The organism is Streptomyces sp. M-16, assembly GCF_052114405.1.
Lineage (GTDB): Bacteria > Actinomycetota > Actinomycetes > Streptomycetales > Streptomycetaceae > Streptomyces.
Genome location: NZ_JBFRER010000006.1, coordinates 130551 through 147944, shown reverse-complemented (window position 1 = coordinate 147944; position 17394 = coordinate 130551). Strand labels below are relative to the sequence as shown.

The following is a 17394-nucleotide window of genomic DNA, read 5'->3' as shown; positions in this document are numbered from 1 at the left end:
GGCCTGGACCGCGACGGGCGCCGGGGCCGGGGCGGCAGGGGCCGGAGCCTGGGCGGCCTGGACCGGGGGCAGTGCGGCCGGCGGGGGTGGTGCGGCCGGCCGGGGCGGTGCGGCCGGCGGCGGGGGAAGTGCGCCGCCGGCGGTGACACCGGCGGCGACCGGCGCGGCGGCGGGGGGCGTGGGCGCGGCGGCCGGGGCCTCGTACGACGCGGGGGCGACGGCCGGTGGCGCGGGGACCTCCTGCGGAGCCGGAGCCGGAGCCGGAGTAGAAGCGGGAGCAGGAGCGGGAGCAGGAGCGGAAGCGGGGGTGGTCACGGGTGTCTCCTCTTTCCTGGTGGTGACGAGGGCGTACGCCCGGGGGGTGTCGAGACTGCCGCCGAGCCCGCGCCTGCAGGCCGGGGCCTCGGGGTCGGCGCAGTCGCCGGGGGCGGTCGCCGTCGCGGTCAGCGCCTGCCCGGCGGCCTTCGGGTCCGCCGCCCCGCCGCCGGCCAGCTGGGCCGCGACGAGCAGCGCCGCGGTGCCGGTCACGAGGGGGGTGGCGAAGCTGCTTCCCGTCAGGGAGGCGAGGCCGCCGCCGGGTGCGGCGCCCTCGATGTCCTGCCCGGGGGCGAGGATTCCGTGGGTGCGGTAGGCGGCACCCCAGTTGCTGATGTCGAGCGGCCGGCCGTCGGCGGCGGCGGCGCCGACGGCCAGGACGGAGGGGACGGCGGCCGGTACCTGGACGGTGTCGGCCCCGTCGTTCCCGGCGGCGGACACGACCAGGACGCCGCGGTCCTCGCAGAGCCGCAGGGCCCGGTCGAGGAGGGAGTCGGCCTGTCCGTCGGGGGCGCGTTCGCCGCCGCTGATGTTGATGACGTGGGCACCCTCCTCGACGGCCCGTTCGATGGCGCGGGCCAGGTCGAGCTGCGGCACCCGGCCGTTCCCGTCGTCCCGGAAGACCGGCAGGAGCAGGCCGCGGCAGCGCGGGGCGAGTCCGGCGACAGATGTGCCGGGGCCGCCGAAGATCAGGCTGGCGACGTGCGTACCGTGCCGGGACATCGGCCCGTGCCCGGCGGGCTCCTGGACCAGGGTGTCCAGACGCGTGAGGTCCGCGCCCGCGAAACAGGGGTGGGACAGGTCGACCGGGCCGTCGAGCAGGGCCACGCAGACGCGCGGGTCGCCGAACGGTGCGTCCGGCCGTGCGCCGAGGTCCCCCAGGACATCCCGAGGCCTCATCTCGGACCTGCTTTCCGTGCCCGTGGGCACCGCGTACCGAAAGTCATGCCGAGTACGAGCGTCGGAGGTCCTCGTCCCCGGTCCGTCACCCGTAATGTCCAAACGTCGTCGTCACGGCGTCTTCGGAGCGTTTCCGGACCATTGCGGGAACGTCTGTACGCCGGTCAGACCCGTGACGGCGGGGTGCCCGGAGCGCCGCGGAAATCGGGCAGGCGGCGCGGGACCGGGGCATCGGGGCGGTTGTGGGGGCAGATGAAGGGGTGGGTGCGGATGCGTGGTCCACCGGCCGGTTGCACAGTGAGGGATGTGTCTTCGAACGGCGTAGACCTTGAACTGCTCGGAGCGTTCGAGCTCTCGTACGCCGGATGCCGCATCCCCCTCCCTTCCGGGACACAGCGCCTGTTGGCGCTGCTCGCCCTGCACACGGCCGGTGTGTACCGGGGTGCGGCAGCCGAGCGACTGTGGCCCGACTGCAGCCCGAGCAGGGCGTCAGCGAACCTCAGGACCGCCCTGTGCCACGCGCGGCGCACGGCTCCCCTGCCCATGGTGGAGTGCGTGGACCACCGGCTGCTGCTCGCGCCCGTGGTGAACGTGGACCTGCACAGCGCGCGCTGGCGGGCAGCCCAGGACGCGACGGGCGACGGCCTGCCTCCCGCCGACGCCGAGGCGCTTTCGGCCATGCTCGGGAAGGAGCTGCTGCCGCGCTGGCCGGACGAGTGGCTCGTCCTGGAGCGGGAGCGCTGGGACCAGGTGCGGCTGCACGCCCTGGAGAGCCTGGCGCAGAGGCTGCGGCGGGACGGGGAGTACCTGGCGGCGCTGCAGACGGCGCTGACGGCCACCGAGATCGACCCGATCCGGGAGACCGCGCACCGCATCCTCATCGAGATCCACATCGCGGAGGGCAACACGGCCTGCGCGGTGAAGCGCTACAAGGAGTACCAGCGGCTGCTGCGCCGTGAGCTGGAGGTGGATCCGTCCCCGCTCATGACGCGACTGGTCCAGGACCTCACTTCGGTCTGAGCGTCCGGCGTCCGGTGGTCGCCGGTCACCGGTCGCCGGTCGCCGGTCGGCAGGGCCGGGAGCCGGAAGGCTGCGGAGACAACCGGGCAGCCGGAAACGCTGTAGGGCGCTGTAGGGCTGTAGGGCATCAGGCGCGGCGTTTCCGGCCCCCGGCTCCGGCGAAGGCGGACAGTGTCTCAGTCGACGGTGACGGTCATCTTGCCCAGCGCCTCCCCCGCCTCCATGATCCGGTGGGCTTCGACGATCTCGTCGAAACGGAAGGTCCGGGCCGGCCCCGCCGACAGCACCCCCGACTCGACCTTGGCGTAGATCTCGTCGAACGGAACGTCGGCGAGCGGAAATTCGGGGCTTCCCAGGACGAAGGCGCTGCCGAAGAAGCTGAGCTGGACGCCGGTGGGGAGATCGGTGATCGGGTTGAAGTCGCGTACCGGCTCGAAGCCGCCGAGGAAGCCGAGTTGGCAGACCCGGCCGCGGGGGCGGACGACGGCCAGGGAGTCGCGCAGGACGTTGTTGCCGACGAGATCGAACACCGCGTCAACGGCGTCGTGGCTGCCTCTGTTGACCTGGGCGGCCAGGTGGCCGTCGTCGATGAGGACCTCCTCGGCGCCGAGTTCCTTCAGCAGCGGCGCGTGCGCGGGGTTGCGGGTGGTCGCGAGTACCCTCGCGCCGTGGACGACGGCGAGGTTGACGGCGGCCTGGCCGAGGGAGGACGTCGCTCCGCGCACCAGGACCCGCTCGCCCGGGCGCAGGTCGAGGTTGCCGAACAGCCCGTTCCACGCTGTCGCGTAGACCTCGGGAACCGCCGCCAGCTCGGCCCATCCCAGTGACGAGTTCACCACTGCCACGTTGGTGGCCGGTACCGTGACCAGCTCGGCGTAGCTGCCGTTCCGGGTGCGGCCCATGCCGCCGAGGAGGGCCACGACTCGGGTTCCGGGGGCGAGGCGGCCCGAGGGGTCGGCCTCGACCGATCCCGCGCACTCGATCCCCGGGACGGCCGCGACATCGCCCCAGGTACCCGCGCGCATGTATGCCTCGGCGTGGTTGATGCCGAACGCCTTGACCCGGATCAGCACCTCTCCCTGTGCGGGCACGGGGTCGGGCAGGTCGGTGATGTGCAGCACCTCGGGGGCGCCGTAGGTGGATATGACGATGGCCTTCATTGAGCGGGCTCCGTTCTTGAATAGTCATTCATCTATTGGGGCCGAAAAAGAGCCACCGCATGCGGTGGCCCCGGGTGGAGCTGTCAGACGAGGACGGCGAAGGCGTTGTCGACGATGGCGCGCAGTACCACCCCGTCGGGGTTCGCCTTCCCCACGACCATGAGCCCCTGGCACGTCGCGACCAGCAGCCTGGCGCTGCCGCCCGGGTCCACCGAGGCGCGCACCTCGCCGGTGTCACGAGCGTTGCGGAGGGCCGTGGCCATGCACTGCTCCAGGCGGGCCAGATGGCCGCGCACGACGGCGGCGGCCTCGTCGTCCTCGGCCGCGTTCTCGATCGCGGTGTTCACCAGCAGGCATCCCTGCCGGCCCTCCGGACTGAGCAGGTCGCTCACCAATCCGTCGAAATAGCCGCGCAGCTCGGCCAGCGAGGCGCCGGGCGCCGCCAGCTCGCCGAGCTTCTGAGGAACGACCAACGCGGAGTAGCGCTCCAGCGACTTCAGGAACAGCGTGCGCTTGCCGCCGGGGAACGCGCTGTAGAGACTGCCGGGCTTCACCCCGGTCGCCTTCACGAGGTCCTCGATCGAGGTGGCCCGGTAGCCCTGCCACCAGAAGCGCAGCATGGCCTGGTCCAGCACGGCGTCGAGCTCGAACTCGCGGGGTCGGGGCATGAGACAAAAATACATGAGTGACCATTCAAGAACAAGGGCGACGCCTCGCCCGGCGCGTGTCGCGGTCTCCGGCCGGACGCTTCCCCTCTCCGGGACGAGGAGGCCGGCTGTCGTGCGGTCCGGCACCTCGCGGATGATGTCGAGGTCGGCCAGGCGGACGGCCATCGGGCGCCCGGAGCACAGCCGGGGCGTCTTACCGGCCGCGATCGCCAACCCGGCATGAGCCGGCATCCGTTGGAGCCCGGCGTCCTTCCGGATCTCGCGCCGCTGTGCGGCGACCATCCGCAAGTCCACTTCATCGGCGCGGCCCTGGCCTCCCCGCCCTTCAACAGGACCTTGCCGAACCGTCCCGGGTCCGGGCGAACCTCGCCGGTCCGCAGCAGCCACGGTGCCGGGATCCGCGGACCACGCTCTCGGAACTCGCCTGCATGGCCACCCGCCCGCCAACGCCGGAGCAGTCGCGCCGGTGCCCGTCCCGCAGCCCCGGTCGCCACCCCCGTCACCTGGACATACGCTGGCCATAGGGGAGGCGGCCATGGGCCGCCCTTTCGAAAACACCGTGTCGCCGATGGCTCAGTCGCCATCGCGCCTGCCGGCCGTTTCGCCCCCTCCCACGACGGTCGACGGTCGTGAACCGCGCCGGCACTCTCCGCTGTTTCCGTGCGACCAGGGAGTCGCCATGACAAGACTTTCTCGTACACGCCGGCGCGCCATCGCCCTTGCGGCAACGCTGATGGCCGGAGGAATGATGTTGGGGGCGGGCGCAACGGCCTCCGCCGCCGTCCCGGCCGGCCTTCCCTCCGAGGTCAGCCCCGCCGACCAGGCGGCCCTCCTGAACGACACCAATGCGATACGCCAGACGGAAGGCGCCCCGCCCATCGCCTGGGACGCGGCTCTCGCCTCAGGTGCGCAGGCATGGGCCGACAACCCCGCTTCCCACGCCAGTGGGCTCGCGCACGACACGAGCTTCAACAACGGAGCCGAGAACATGTCGGGCGCCGGACCGTCCCAGGCCGTGTCCCAGTGGGCCGGGGAGAAGGCCGCCTACGACGCGGCCGGCCCGAACTGGGACACCAACGACCCCAGCTACAGGAACTGGGGCCACTACTGGAACATGGTCCAGAAGAACTACACGAAGATGGGATGCGGTGCCGCAGCCGGCGTGACCGTCTGCCGCTACACCTGACCACTTCCGCGCGGGGGCCGACCGCCCGTACGGGCTTCGACGAATTCCCCGACCCGGGGCCCTGACCAGCCCGCTGCGGCACACCGCCCTCGGAGCCCAGGACCCCCGCCGGCAACGATTCCGCCGACCTCGCGCAGCCGGGGCGCCCGAATGATCAGCCTTCGGGATCCCGACGGGCTCGCTGCCATGCCGCCTCGAAGTCATCACGTCCGATCTCCATGGCCGCATACTGCGGATCATGAAGATCGAACGGTGAGTTGAACGGCCAGTCCTCGGCGCTCGTCTTGACCGCGCCACCGTCGGGACCGGTCTCAACCTGCCGCAACCGCCGTCCGTCCGGCCCGAGCTCCATCAAGAAGACCTCTCCGTCCTCGAACTGCGGCCAGCGCAAGTAGACACGGTCTCGTCCCGCCAGGACGGCGAACCCGGGCTGACCGCGTTGGGCATCCCTCTGCGCGCGGAAGCCGGACAGCGGATTCGGATCCGGAGCGTCAAGGTGGACCTCCTGCAGGTCCCACGTCTCGGCGCCTCTGACGGAGTCCGGGTTCGTGATCACCTCGACTTCGGCGCATGCACTGACGATCTCCTCGGCAGAGCCCGCCCACACCCACCACCACAGACCTCCCATGCCATAGTCATGAAGGACCAGATGGCGCGTCTTCCCGACCTCACCCAGTTGGCTCACAGCCCGTGAGCCTACTGCCCGTGCTGCGCTTCATCCTGAACGGCGACGCACAGAGGCGGGCCGGCTCATCCCCGACCCGCGGCGGCCATCAGAAGCGGACCTTCTCCCGCCCTGGAACCTCTTCGAACCAGCTGGTTTCGTACACGGAACCCGGCGTGGACCCCCGCACGCAATGACCTCACGAACGTCCATCACCAGGAGCCGGCTGCGCCAGGCCTGGCGCTCGGCCAGACGGGTGGTCATGTACACAGCAGAAACGATCAAGCTATGCCATGGGCATACGCCAAGGGCTTCCCGTGGAACGTTGATCCCGCACCCGCCGGAAAGGCCGGCGGGACGAGAGAGCGGAGCGATCCATGAGTGCGACCAAGGGGCTGCCCAGCGGTGTCGTAGTGGTCAGTCCCCCTGAGGGTTCACCCTGTCCGCCGAAGACCCTGGGCCTGTGGCGGCACTACAACTGCGGGGGCGAGGCATACGGAATCGGGGCCGGCCACCCGGTGGACCTCAAGCTCCTGCCCCTTCCCAACGGCGCCAGCATGTACAAGAACGTCTCGTCGTGGGTCAACAACACGGACAGCAACGCGAAGCTGATCAGCAAGAACGGCACGCTCACGCGCATCCTGAGGGCCGGCGACAAGCTCGAAGAGCCGAAGGAGCACAACGACACGGTGGAACGAGTCGAGTGGGAGCTCTGACCCCGGCCGGCTGACGTGTGGGGGTGGGCATCCGCAGCGGCGCCCGCCCCACATCCGCCTGATCCGATCCGGACCCGCTCCCCAGCGGCACGTCGAGCGCCGCTTCTCTCCCCCCAGGCACCGAAACGACAGCAGCGCTGACCGCCCTGGCCGATGGCCAGACCCCAGAGCCTGCCCGGGGTCGCAAAGCCGGCTTCCCGCGCAGGCGACGGCGTACGGCGGACCCGTAGAAGCAGTACTGCCGGCACTACGACGTCCCCGATCGACGGGAACTCAGTGGCGGTACGCGACTGTCGCGGTCTCGATGAAGGACCGGATCAACGGGTTGACGTCACCCTTGTTCCACACCGCCACCGCTCGGCTCGGCGCCATGTCGATCAGCGGCACCACGGCCAGCTCCGCGTGCAGGTCGTCTCCGAGCGGAGCCAGGCCGACCGTGCCGTTCCACAGCACGGCCTGCAGGCATTCCTGGACGGTGCGCACCACCGGGCCCTCGCGCGACATGCCGCCGTTCCAGTACGACTGCCAGAGGGGGTCGGTCCCCTGCGGGAACTGGAACCAGCGGCGGTCGTTCAGGTCGGCCAGCCGTAGTCGGTCGTGCCGGGCCAGCGGATCGTCGGCGCGCAGGACCACACCGACCGGATCCGCCCGCAGCTCACGCACCGTCAGGGCAGTCTCGTCGAACGGCGCCCGGGTCAGGGCGACATCGACCAGCCCGGTGCGCAGCCCGCAGGTCGGGTCGGTCAGGTCGGTGTCCCGGATGAGGATGTCGATGCCGGGGTGGCGTCGGCGGTACGCGGCCGCCAGCCTGAGGGCCGCCGGGTCGGTGCCGTCACCCAGGATGCCGACCGCGATGGACGCGACGCCGGCCGCCGCACTCACGCGCAGGCGGACGCGGTCGGCATGGTCGAGCAGTGCCCGCGCCTCGTCGAGCAGCACCGTACCGACCGGGGTGAGCCTGACGCCGGCGGCCGATCGCGCGAACAACAGGGCCCCGACGTCGGCCTCCAACTGCTTGATCGCCCGGCTCAACGGCGGCTGGCTCATGTGCAGTCGGGTGGCGGCCCGGCCGAAGTGGAGTTCCTCGGCGACGGCCACGAAGTAGCGCAAGGTCCGTAGCTCCACGCTGCAACGATACCCACGGGATATCGGCGTTGCGGAATGGGTCTTGGACAGCCGTGGGGCCTTGGCCGTGCACTGGTGGGCATGACCGAAGAAACCAAGACCAGCGAGCCACAGGCCGGCCCCGCCGTATCGGTGGTCGGTCCCGGCGACGGCGAGACCATCCTCCTGGGCCCCACGCGCATGCGCATCCTTGAGGACGGCAGCCGTACCGGGCACCGCCTCGCGATCGCCGAGTCCGTCCTCGCCCCGCACACCCAGGGACCGCCGCAGCACCGTCATGCCGGACACGACGAGGGCTTCTACATCCTCTCCGGCACCGTGCGGTTCACCGTCGGGGACGAGGACCACGACGCTTCCGCGGGCACGCTCGTGATCGTTCCGCCCGGCACCCCGCACACCTTCGCCAACCCGACCGACCGCCCCGCCGTCATGCTCAGCACGTTCACCCCCGATCTGTACGTGCAGTACTTCCGAGACCTTCAGGACGTGCTTGCCACCGGCCGGCCGATGACGCCACAGGCCGGCATCGACGCGATGAGCCGCTACGCGACCGAGCCCGCCACCGGCTCCCCCTGAAGCCGACGGGAAGGCCCGGCGGCGCTCCCCCAGCGCCAAGCCGGGGCGCTCCTCCGTCTCTCGGCGGCAGGGCCCCTCCGGTCATGAGCCGGGCCTTCGCCCGAGGCTTGCCCGGAACCTTTCCGGCATTCAACGCGATCGACGGGCTCCCGAGAATCCGGTGGCCCGGGAACGGGAATCATGAACACCGCCTATTGGATCGTCGCGGGACTGCTCGCCCTCTTCTACCTCTACGCGGGCGCGATGAAGGTGATCCGCAGCCGTGACCGACTCCGACCGATGATGGCCTGGGTCGACCGCGTGCCCCTGGCCGCCGTCAGAGCGCTGGGGACGGTCGAAATACTCGGTGCCTTCGGGCTGGTCCTGCCGCCGTTGACCGGTATCGCTCCCTGGTCGGCGTCGGCCGCGGCCATCGGGTTCGTCCTCCTGCAGACGGGCGCGGTCGCCGTCCACCTGACCGGCGAAGACCGCTCGATCACACTCAACGTCGGGCTCATCGCCACGGCGGCCGTGACCGTCTGGCTGGCCACCGGGCTCTGAGCGAGCACTGCCTCGACAAGCAACTTGCCGAGCAGTACGGACCCGGCAGCTTCGCAGACCACCGACGTCTGCACTGCGGAGGGTGCGCTGGCAGAGGGGCATGCTCCCCCTACTGCCTCGTCACGCAACGTTCGCCCCTTTCGCGGAGCTGGCAAATCGAGCTGCCGTGGCCGGGGTTGCCGCGTAACCTGCACGGCTGTGGACAGGGATCACAGTGCTCGGCAGCTTCGGCTGATCGGCGAGACGGTAGAAATCGCGAAGGCTCTCGGTGTGGAGGTGTGGCTCCGCGGGGGTTGGGCCATGGACTTCTTCATCGGCGGGGTCACGCGTGACCATGTGGACATCGACTGGTTCGCCTGGGCAGATGACGCCTCCACTCTGACCGAGGGCCTGCTTGGTTCCGGCCATGACCCGCTGCCCGGGCCACCTGCCGGGCAGCAGCTCGATTTCTGCAAGGAGGGGGTGGAGAGCAGCTTCGCCCTCCTGGGCAGGGACAGGTCCGGGCGCGTTGTGGTCGTCGGCGGCCCCTGGGCCGGAGAGGTGTGGCCGGACGGCATGCTCAACACTCCTCCAGGCCGTATCGGGGCGCTGGAGTGCAGAATCATCAGTCCCCACGCCCAGATCGAGATCAAGCGGATGACGCCGGTCTGGGTTCCGGGCCGACCGCGCCGCAGGAAGGACGCCGAGGACATCACCCGGCTGCGGACGGCTCTGAGAGAGCGGGATGACCGCCCGGCATGAGGACTGGAGAGGCGGGCAGCAGCCGACGTCGCGCGTGGCAGAACGGGTGCGCCTACGCATCGCCGATCGACGCCCGTACCGCGCATCCTCGCGCCCTCTGGCACGACCAGCTGCTGCGGATGAAACGTGTCGCACTGGTTCCGCCACTGCGCCGAACCGGACGCGGCCTACCGGGTAGGGCGTTCCCGTGCCACGTTGGGCCAGGTGGGAGCGCCAGAGGGCTGGGTGGCGCGGGCCTTCTCACGGCAGGCGGTTCAGCACCACGATCAGCGAGGACGCACCCGCCGGCTCACGGGGTGAGGTCCAAGATCCGGACGGGCTGGCCCTCCCAGCGTTTCGGCGCAGTGGTGGCCACGATCGCGCCGTCGGGCCGGTCCGCGGTGGGCTGGGCGGCGTGCTGGCTGTGGGCGGCCGCCCACGTCTCCTGCTGCGCCAAGGCGAGGGCGGCGGGCAGGTCCAGGTCCAGGACCGTGATGCCGGGCAGGGCGGCCAGGTGCTCCGCGGTGCCGGGGCGGGCGCGGTCGGCTTCGACGAGTGCGCAGGAGGGGGCGTAGAGGAACCACCCGGTCTCGGCGTGGGCGCGGTGGATCAGGCGGGAGGCCAGCACGTTGCCCTGCCCGGCCGCCGCCATCGCCGTCTCGTCCAGCACGATGTGCATCGCTTCGCTCACGGGCGCTGCACCCGCGCAAGACGCCGGTCGAGTTCGTCATCCAGCTCGTCCTGCTCGGCCGGGGTCGGCGCGTACCCGTTCCAGGCCCGCAACGCGGCCTGCGCCTTCTCCGCACGCTCGGCGCGCTCGGCCGGCGTCAGCATCGTCTCGGCCAGCCGGGCCAGATAGGCGCGCAGGGACAGTCCCTCGGCGGCGGCGATCGCGGCCAGCCTGTCCTTGGCTTCCTCGGGGATTCTCACGTTGGCATCGGACATCGTGGTGCTCCTTCCCATCCCTTTAGGGTACGGGTACGTACCCGTACCCGTACAACCGCTGCCCGGTCGGGGGCCGGTTCGGGCCGCATCCCGTTCAGAGAGCGACTGCGCGCGGCGCTCCCGCCCCGGGGATGACGGCGGACGTGCGCCGGTCACCGCGGCGGTACAGCGGCGACGTCCCCGCCGACGGCGTCCGGGGTCCACGTGACGTTCCCCGTGCCGGGTGCTTCGAGAGGCTGGTCTCCCACGGCACGCACGCGGCCGGTCAGCGCTGGGCGGGGGCCGTCCGCTCGGCGTTCTCCATCAGGAGCAGGCTGTCGAAGTCGAGCCGGTCGTGGGCGGCGCGGGCGTCGCATGCGGCCCTCCTCGAACGCGAGGTGCGCCCGGAGCACCAGCGGTTCCTGGTGCCGGACGGGCATGCCGATGATCGAGAGCGCCACCTCGGTCTGCGCCAGGTACGCGTGGACCGCCTCGTCGTCCCCTTGGCGGGAGCAGACGGTGGCCGCCGACCACAGGACCTCCCCCTTTTCCCGAGCGCGGCGAAACATCGCCGGCCTCCCCGGCGGGCTAGCCCATTACTAGGCAGGCCGGCATCGGAAGCGCAATTGGCGATATACGGAAGGGAGGAATACGCGATACGCAATACGGTCAGCCGTCACGGATTCAGCTGTAGGGGCATAACTTCAACAAGTAAGTCAAGACTTACCTTTGGAGAACTTTGACCGTAGGGTGTGGCTCGAATGGAAGGGGCCCCTGTTGTCGACAGTAAATGATCCTGCTGTGCGTGCGGTTGAATCGGAGCGGGATTATGTGTCCTCCTTATATGAGTTGCTCACCGAGCGGATTTCCGAGGCGCGAGCACACCGAGCGAGTGTACTGAAGGCTCCGGCGGAAAGCGCCGGTGAGGCACACGAGAGAGAAATCGCCGCCGAGCGTCTGGCCAAGGAAATCGGCCGGCTGGAGGGCGCCGAAAAGGGACTGGTCTTCGGCCGCATCGACTGGACGGATGGCACGGCCCTGCGCATCGGACGGATCGGACTGCACACGGAGGAGGATGACCTGCCTCTGCTCGTGGACTGGCGCGCGAACGCGGCGCGGCCCTTCTACGAGGCGACACCGGTGCACCCGATGGGCCTGCGGCGGCGTCGGCACCTGCGCCTCAAGGAGCGCACGGTCATCTCGGTGAGCGACGAACTGCTGGACGGGAGCGCCCCGACGGACGAGGACGTCGTGGGGGACGGCCMGTTGACCGAGGCCCTGTCGGCACGGCGTACGGGCAGGATGCACGCGGCCGTCGCGACGCTGCAGGCCGAGCAGGACGAGGTCGTCCGCTCCGCCCACCGCGGGGTGACCGTGGTGCAGGGCGGGCCCGGTACAGGCAAGACGGTGGTCGCCCTGCACCGGGCGGCCTATGTCCTGTACGCGTTCCCGCGCGCAGCGGAGGAGGGTGTCCTGGTGGTGGGCCCGAACGCCCGGTTCCTCGACTACATCTCCCAGGTCCTTCCCTCACTCGGTGAGAACGACGTCGTTCTGGCGACCTGCCGGGAACTGGCCGGAGTGTCCACGGACACGGTGGACACGGTGGACACGGTGGACCCGTTCGATACGGCGCGTCTCAAGGGCAGCTCCGACCTCGCCGACGCCTTGGCCGGCCTCCTGCGCGTCCACCAAGCCCCCGCCGGTGACTTCACCGTACGGGTCGGACAGGAGCTGGTTCACCTGTCCGACGGGGAAGTCGCCACGGCACGCGACGCCGCCGTGGCAGCCGCACCGGGGCACAACCCCGCGCGCGAGGTGTTCAGGGAGCTCTTGGTCGACGCCGTCACCGACGCGATGCAACGAGACCTGGGCGACCTCCTGGAGCAGATCGACGCCGATGCCGAAAGCATGACGGGCATCAACCTCGACCGGTTCACAGGAACCGCCCAGCGCCGGGCCGAAGGTGCGGCCGACCCGGGTCCGGTCCACGAGCTGGACCTGGACGCCATCCGAGCCGATCTCCTCGACGACGCCGGCGTCGACCGGGCGGTCGAGGTGTTGTGGCCGCGGCTGGTACCCGGTGACCTCGTGAAGGCGCTCCTGACGGACGCCGACGCTCTCGCCGAGCGCCTGCCCCGCTTGACCGAACAGGAGCGGTCCCTTCTGCTGCGCGGTCCGGACGACCCGTGGACCGATGCCGATGTGCCGTTGCTGGACGAGGCGGCGAGCCTGGTCGACGGTCCCCCCGAGCGGACGTACGGGCACGTCGTCGTCGACGAGGCGCAGGAACTGACCGCCATGCAGTGGCGGATGATCGTCCGCCGCTGCCCTGCGAGGGCGATGACGCTGGTGGGTGACTTCGCCCAGGCAGGCCCGGTCGCGATGGCACGCGACTGGAAGGAAGCACTGAGCCCCCACGTAGGACCGCGGTTCAAACTGCACGACCTGACCGTCAGCTACCGCACCACGCAGGAGATTCTGGAGAGCGTCCGGGACCTGCTCACGCGGATCGCTCCGGACCAGAAGCCCACACGGTCGCTGCGAAGCGGTGAGAGCCCCCGCACCGTGACCACGTCTGCGGACGGGTTGGTCACCGCCGTCGTTCAGGAACTCCGCGCCCAGAGCACCGCGCACCCGGGCGAGCTTCTGGGAGTGATCTGCGCGGACGCCAGGGTGAGCGAGCTGACGGACCGGGGCATCGCCCACCACGCACGCATCGTGCCGGCGTCCGAAGCACGCGGCCTGGAATTCGACGGGGTCGTCGTCATGAACCCCGAGGAGATCATCACGGCCCGCCCCGGTGGGGAAAGGGACTTGTACGTGGCCCTCACCCGGGCCACCAAGCGCCTCCGCACCATCACCATCCAGCCCGCCTGACGACCCGCACCCCGACCACCCAAACCACCCGTTCACTCCACGGGCGRCCCGGTCACGGCGGGCCGCCCGTCGGCGGGCGGCCCGTCCGGTGCTACGCCGTTCTGGCCCCGGTGGCGGCTATCTTCCCCGCCCGGCTGCCTTGCGAGCGGGGGGTCTTCTCCCCCACCCGGCGCGGTTCGATGGTGCGGGGGTCGACCGCTTCGCCCGGGGCGCCCGCCTGGTAGAGGCCGTCGGGCTGGGCGTCGCGGTCGTGCGGGAGGAGGAAGAAGACGCGGCGGAGCTGGAGGCCGCTGTCGGGATCGGCTTCGGCGTGTTCGTCGAGTTCGGTGTAGCCGACCATGCGGCCGTCGCGCGCGTAGCGGGGCTTGCCGCGGCGGCGGGCGGTCTTGTCGAGGGCCTGGCGCACGTAGTCGAGTTGTTCGGGGTTCTCCAGCCACACCACGGTGTTCTCGTGGAGGAGGTCGCTCTCGTTCAGCAGCGAGCTCATGGCTGCGGCCCCTTTTCGTTGTCGGCGGCCGGGTGCGGGCCTGGGTGGGTCTGGCGGGCGGGGTCCCGGGGGACGGGACCGAGTCCATCGTAGAGAGATGGGCGACTGGTGTGTAGGCGGCGTGGTCTAGACATATGAGGATTCCGGGTCGTCATCGGCCAGGAGTGCGAGTCCCGGGTAGTACTTCTTGCCGCTGGACTTCATCATGTCGGCCGGTGAGGCGAGGGAGAGTTCCTGGCGCACGCGGGTGGCGAAAGCGCGGGCGGTGGCCGGCCGGATGCCCTCGCCCGCGTTGCACCATGCGCTGTAGGCGCCGTAGAGCAGGCCCTGTTCGACCCTGAGGTCGCCGCCGCTCCGGGCGGGCTCGGTGGTGCAGCACTCGGCGAGGAAGCGGCCGATGTGGTCCTCCGTCGTCGCGTACGCCTGCGTCGCCACGCGGACGGAGGACGGTCCCGTGAGCGGGTCGCGGGTGCGCAGGTAGTGCTGGGCGCCTTCGACGAGCCAGTGCAGGATGCCGGGACCCTCGCTGTCGACGAGTTCCTTCGCGAGGTTGTCGATCTTGCGGGCGGCGGGCACGACCCGTTCGAACGGGATGAGCCGGATCCGGCGCCAGAAGGCGTGCCCGCCCGAGGCCACCTCGGGGCGGTGATTGCCCAGCAGCCACAGCTTGTGCGTGGGGGTGAAGGAGAAGAAGTCCTGCCGCATGCGGCGCGCCATGATGCGGTCGCCGCCGGTCAGGAGCTTGACCCGGGACTCGTCGAACTTGTCGTTGGGCTTGAGCTCGCTGCACACCACGATGCGCCGGCCGTGGAGTTCGGTCAGCTCGGTGGAGTGCTCGGAGAACTTGCCCTTCTCCATCAGGAAGCCGGGCGGAGCCGCCTGCGCGTAGTCGCCGAGGATCTGGGTCATGACGTCCAGGAGGACGGACTTGCCGTTGGCGCCGGTGCCGTAGAGGAAGGGCAGGACCTGCGCGCCGACGTCCCCGGTGACCGAGTAGCCGAGCAGCAGGTGGAGGAACTGGATGGTCTCCGCGCCCTTGGCGTCATCGCCGAAGGTGTCGGTCAGGAAGCGGTGCCAGCGCGGGGTCTCGGTGGCCTCGGGGGCGACGCTGGTGGCGCGCGAGTGCATGTCGCGTTCGGGGTCGGGCTTGCGGATCCGGCCGGTGTGCAGGTCCACGACGCCGGCCGGGGTGCACAGGACGTAGGGGTCGCCGTCCAGGACGTCGGGGTCGAGGGCGAGGGCGGGCGAGGCCTTCGCCTGGGTGAGCATCGCCTTGATGCCCGGGGTCGACATCGAGCGGCGCCGGTGCAGGAGCAGTTCGCGGTCGCTGTACAGCCCGGTCGGGTCGGAGGCCGGCATCTGCTCCGCCATGTCCCCCGCCGCCCACACCGCGGCCTTCTCTCCCCCGCTGCGCTTCCAGCGGTACTGGTTCCAGTGGTACCAGCCCAGGCCCTCGACGTGACGGAACTGGTCCCCGTACATCACCGCGAACAGCTTCGCGTTCCCGCGGTCGCTGAGCAGACCCGGCAACTGCCCCGACGGGCGGGCCTGCTCGTGCACCGTCACGGCGCCCTGCTGTGCGGGCAGGTTCGGGGCGGGCAGGTGGCCTTCGAGGTCGAGCATCTGCTGGGCGGCGGCAGTGGCGTCGAAACGCGGACCGTCGGCGCTGCTCATGGGCGTCCTTTGAGGTGGAGCGGCCGGTGGAGACCGGCGGACAGGGCAGAGTTGATGATGGCGAGGCTGCGGTGGCTCTGGTGCGGGCGGGCTTCGTCGGCGGCTGCGGTCAAGAGCTCCCGGGCCTCTGCGTCGGTGAGGTGGCCGGAGGCGACGAGGCCTCCGGCGGTGTAGGCGGCCCGGTTGAGCTTCTCGGTGAAGCTCGCTCCCTGCGGGACGGCGGCGCATCCGTGGACCTCGGCCAGCAGGGGCTCCAGGAGGCGGTGGGCGCCCGTGCTGTCGGGCCTCGGGGCCGGGCGGGGCGCCGTCGTGGCGGTGGCGGCGGAACGGGCGGGGCCGTCGTCGACGAGGTGTCCGGTCCGGGTCAGTTCGGCGGCCAGCCAGTCCGGGAGCGGGGCCGGAAGCCGGGCCGGGCCGACGGGGTCGTACGTACCGGCCGGGGTGCGGGTGGCGGGAGCCACGATGTAGCCGCCGACGGCCCGTACGTCGACCTGCCAGGCGAGGGCCACCTTGGGGCTGGAGCCCGTGGAAGAGCGGTAGCGCACCCCGGGCTCGGTGACCCGGTACCAGATGTGCAGGCCGCCGGAGGGGGTCCTGACCCGCAGGGTCGACTCGTCCTGCACAGGGTCGGGCCGATGGCGGTAGGCGGCGAGCAGGGCCAGCGTGTCGAAGCCGGAGGCCAGGCCGTCCAGGTTGACGCCCGGGTGGATGGCGATGCCGGGCAGGAGCCGGTCGCGTTCGGGGACTTCGGCACTGTGCGCGTCGACGTCGAGGACCACCAGCCCCGCGGGACCGCAGGAGACGCCGACGCCGAAGGAGGCCTGCTCTCCCCACCAGGCGCTGAGGCGGGCGCTGTCGGTGGTGGCCGCGTGGAAGCCGTGGCACCACTTGCCCGCTGCCGTGCAGGGGCAGCCCTGCGGGGGGTGGGTGTGCTCCCGGCAGGCCGCGCAGTTGGCCGCCGGCGTCTTGCGGCCGGGCGCCAGAGGATGCACGGGCCAGCCCTGGACCGCGCACCACACGGCGACATCGAAGGGACTGATGGTCCCCGATGACGCTGCTCTGGTGGTGTCGCCCTGGCCTGGCACTCGGATCGTCCTTGTCGAGGGACCCAACAGCTGATTCGATCCCTGAGGCAAAAGCACTGGTCAAAGGGCCGTCACAGCTCAGGGAGGGACTGAAGGGACCGAGTTTTCGAATGAGGCCCTGAGCCTACCTCAGGAGGCGGCGCTCCTCGTCACGTTGTATCGGTTTTTCAGTCCCTTCGGTCCCTTGGACGTCAGCACCCATCAGGGTCCCTCAGCAGGGCGCCGACAACCGCAGGTTTCCCACCCCGGGCGTGTCGCCTTCCGGGCAGCCGGAGGCACCTGCTGGGCGCAGGGACTCTCGGCAGGGACCCAGCGTTTCGGTCCCTCTTCGGTCCCTCACAGAAAAGCCCAGGTCAACGGCCTGCAGGTGCCGCAAGAGGGACTGAAGGGACTGAGAAGTCCTAGTTATCAGCGCTCCAGCGTTTTAGGGGTCTTCTTACGCGCGTACGCATACACACGCACGCGTAATCAGTGGAACAGGAAAGTTCGGTCCCTTCAGTCCCTCCGGTCCCTCGCCGCGGACCGCGGGAACGCTCTGACCTGCAGCTTTATGAGCAGCACCGGCGAGGGACCGAAACCAGAGGGACTGAAGGGCCCCTTCAGTCCCTCCCAGGCCCTGCCTCCCCGGTCTCCACCACACACATGTATGAGGGTCTTCGGGCTGGGACAGGCCGGCGTCCGGCCGATACAGTGAGCCTCGACTGTTACTCAGGCGCGGAAGGCTCTCCACCCCGGTGGAGAGCCTTCCGTTTTGCAT

General features: G+C 70.7%; 17 protein-coding genes. 7 read left to right on the top strand and 10 right to left on the bottom strand.

The genetic code is table 11. From position 1 onward, the window contains the following. On the bottom strand, nucleotides 1-1215 hold a 1215-nt coding region (locus tag AB4039_RS05300), incomplete at its 3' end, for a S8 family serine peptidase (protein WP_442270112.1). Between the two features lie 306 nt (nucleotides 1216-1521). Between AB4039_RS05300 and AB4039_RS05295 the strand changes: the two genes are divergently transcribed. Next, a complete protein-coding gene (locus AB4039_RS05295) occupies nucleotides 1522-2235 on the top strand; it encodes a BTAD domain-containing putative transcriptional regulator (RefSeq protein ID WP_266846434.1) in 714 nt (237 codons plus the stop codon). 176 nt (nucleotides 2236-2411) lie between these two features. On the opposite strand, the gene AB4039_RS05290 is transcribed toward AB4039_RS05295, so the two are convergent. Both AB4039_RS05290 and AB4039_RS05285 read right to left on the bottom strand, forming a co-directional pair. Further along, nucleotides 2412-3395, bottom strand: a complete 984-nt coding sequence (locus tag AB4039_RS05290; protein ID WP_442270111.1) for a zinc-binding dehydrogenase — start codon at nucleotides 3393-3395, stop codon at nucleotides 2412-2414. 83 nt (nucleotides 3396-3478) lie between these two features. Further along, nucleotides 3479-4063: a TetR/AcrR family transcriptional regulator gene (locus AB4039_RS05285; protein ID WP_442270110.1), complete on the bottom strand. Its 585-nt coding sequence runs from the start codon at nucleotides 4061-4063 to the stop codon at nucleotides 3479-3481. A 679-nt stretch (nucleotides 4064-4742) separates the two neighbouring features. On the opposite strand from AB4039_RS05285, the gene AB4039_RS05280 reads away from it, so the two are divergent. Continuing rightward, nucleotides 4743-5249 carry a CAP domain-containing protein gene (locus tag AB4039_RS05280; protein WP_442270109.1) on the top strand — a complete coding sequence of 169 codons (507 nt, stop codon included), beginning with the start codon at nucleotides 4743-4745 and terminating at the stop codon, nucleotides 5247-5249. A 154-nt stretch (nucleotides 5250-5403) separates the two neighbouring features. Here the strand turns inward: AB4039_RS05280 and AB4039_RS05275 are convergent, their stop codons facing one another. After that, the gene (locus tag AB4039_RS05275) at nucleotides 5404-5934 is read right to left on the bottom strand and encodes a hypothetical protein (RefSeq protein WP_266846438.1); all 531 of its coding nucleotides are present in this window, start codon (nucleotides 5932-5934) and stop codon (nucleotides 5404-5406) included. Between the two features lie 356 nt (nucleotides 5935-6290). On the opposite strand from AB4039_RS05275, the gene AB4039_RS05270 reads away from it, so the two are divergent. Further along, nucleotides 6291-6629 (top strand): peptidase inhibitor family I36 protein, encoded by a 339-nt coding sequence (locus tag AB4039_RS05270; protein WP_266846439.1) that lies wholly within the window; start codon nucleotides 6291-6293, stop codon nucleotides 6627-6629. Nucleotides 6630-6902: 273 nt separating this feature from the next. Here AB4039_RS05270 and AB4039_RS05265 read toward each other — a convergent pair whose 3' ends face one another. Further along, a complete protein-coding gene (locus AB4039_RS05265; protein ID WP_266846440.1) occupies nucleotides 6903-7754 on the bottom strand; it encodes a LysR substrate-binding domain-containing protein in 852 nt (283 codons plus the stop codon). 81 nt (nucleotides 7755-7835) lie between these two features. Here AB4039_RS05265 and AB4039_RS05260 point away from each other — a divergent pair, with 81 nt between their 5' ends. The 3 genes from AB4039_RS05260 to AB4039_RS05250 all read left to right on the top strand — a co-directional run bounded on the left by AB4039_RS05260 (nucleotide 7836) and on the right by AB4039_RS05250 (nucleotide 9611). Further along, nucleotides 7836-8330: a cupin domain-containing protein gene (locus AB4039_RS05260; RefSeq protein WP_266846441.1), complete on the top strand. Its 495-nt coding sequence runs from the start codon at nucleotides 7836-7838 to the stop codon at nucleotides 8328-8330. Nucleotides 8331-8510: 180 nt separating this feature from the next. After that, nucleotides 8511-8870: a DoxX family protein gene (locus AB4039_RS05255; RefSeq protein ID WP_442270108.1), complete on the top strand. Its 360-nt coding sequence runs from the start codon at nucleotides 8511-8513 to the stop codon at nucleotides 8868-8870. Nucleotides 8871-9068: 198 nt separating this feature from the next. Further along, on the top strand, nucleotides 9069-9611 hold the full coding sequence (locus tag AB4039_RS05250) for a nucleotidyltransferase domain-containing protein (protein ID WP_442270107.1): 543 nt from the start codon (nucleotides 9069-9071) through the stop codon (nucleotides 9609-9611). A gap of 289 nt (nucleotides 9612-9900) precedes the next feature. Here the strand turns inward: AB4039_RS05250 and AB4039_RS05245 are convergent, their stop codons facing one another. Continuing rightward, nucleotides 9901-10281 (bottom strand): hypothetical protein, encoded by a 381-nt coding sequence (locus tag AB4039_RS05245; RefSeq protein ID WP_266846444.1) that lies wholly within the window; start codon nucleotides 10279-10281, stop codon nucleotides 9901-9903. After that, nucleotides 10278-10535 (bottom strand): hypothetical protein, encoded by a 258-nt coding sequence (locus AB4039_RS05240; protein ID WP_266846445.1) that lies wholly within the window; start codon nucleotides 10533-10535, stop codon nucleotides 10278-10280. The genes AB4039_RS05245 and AB4039_RS05240 overlap by 4 nt, the downstream gene beginning before the upstream one ends. An 810-nt stretch (nucleotides 10536-11345) precedes the next feature. Here AB4039_RS05240 and AB4039_RS05235 point away from each other — a divergent pair. Beyond that, nucleotides 11346-13391: a HelD family protein gene (locus tag AB4039_RS05235; protein ID WP_442270117.1), complete on the top strand. Its 2046-nt coding sequence runs from the start codon at nucleotides 11346-11348 to the stop codon at nucleotides 13389-13391. 91 nt (nucleotides 13392-13482) lie between these two features. Here AB4039_RS05235 and AB4039_RS05230 read toward each other — a convergent pair whose 3' ends face one another. From AB4039_RS05230 to AB4039_RS05220, 3 genes are all read right to left on the bottom strand, one after another. Beyond that, nucleotides 13483-13878, bottom strand: coding sequence for a DUF6009 family protein (locus AB4039_RS05230; RefSeq protein WP_266846447.1), 396 nt, complete (start codon nucleotides 13876-13878; stop codon nucleotides 13483-13485). 126 nt (nucleotides 13879-14004) lie between these two features. Then, nucleotides 14005-15552, bottom strand: coding sequence for a phage/plasmid primase, P4 family (locus AB4039_RS05225; protein WP_266846448.1), 1548 nt, complete (start codon nucleotides 15550-15552; stop codon nucleotides 14005-14007). Next, nucleotides 15549-16544 carry a bifunctional DNA primase/polymerase gene (locus AB4039_RS05220; protein ID WP_442270106.1) on the bottom strand — a complete coding sequence of 332 codons (996 nt, stop codon included), beginning with the start codon at nucleotides 16542-16544 and terminating at the stop codon, nucleotides 15549-15551. Before AB4039_RS05220 ends, AB4039_RS05225 begins: the two co-directional genes overlap by 4 nt. Between the last annotated feature and the right edge of the window lie 850 nt (nucleotides 16545-17394).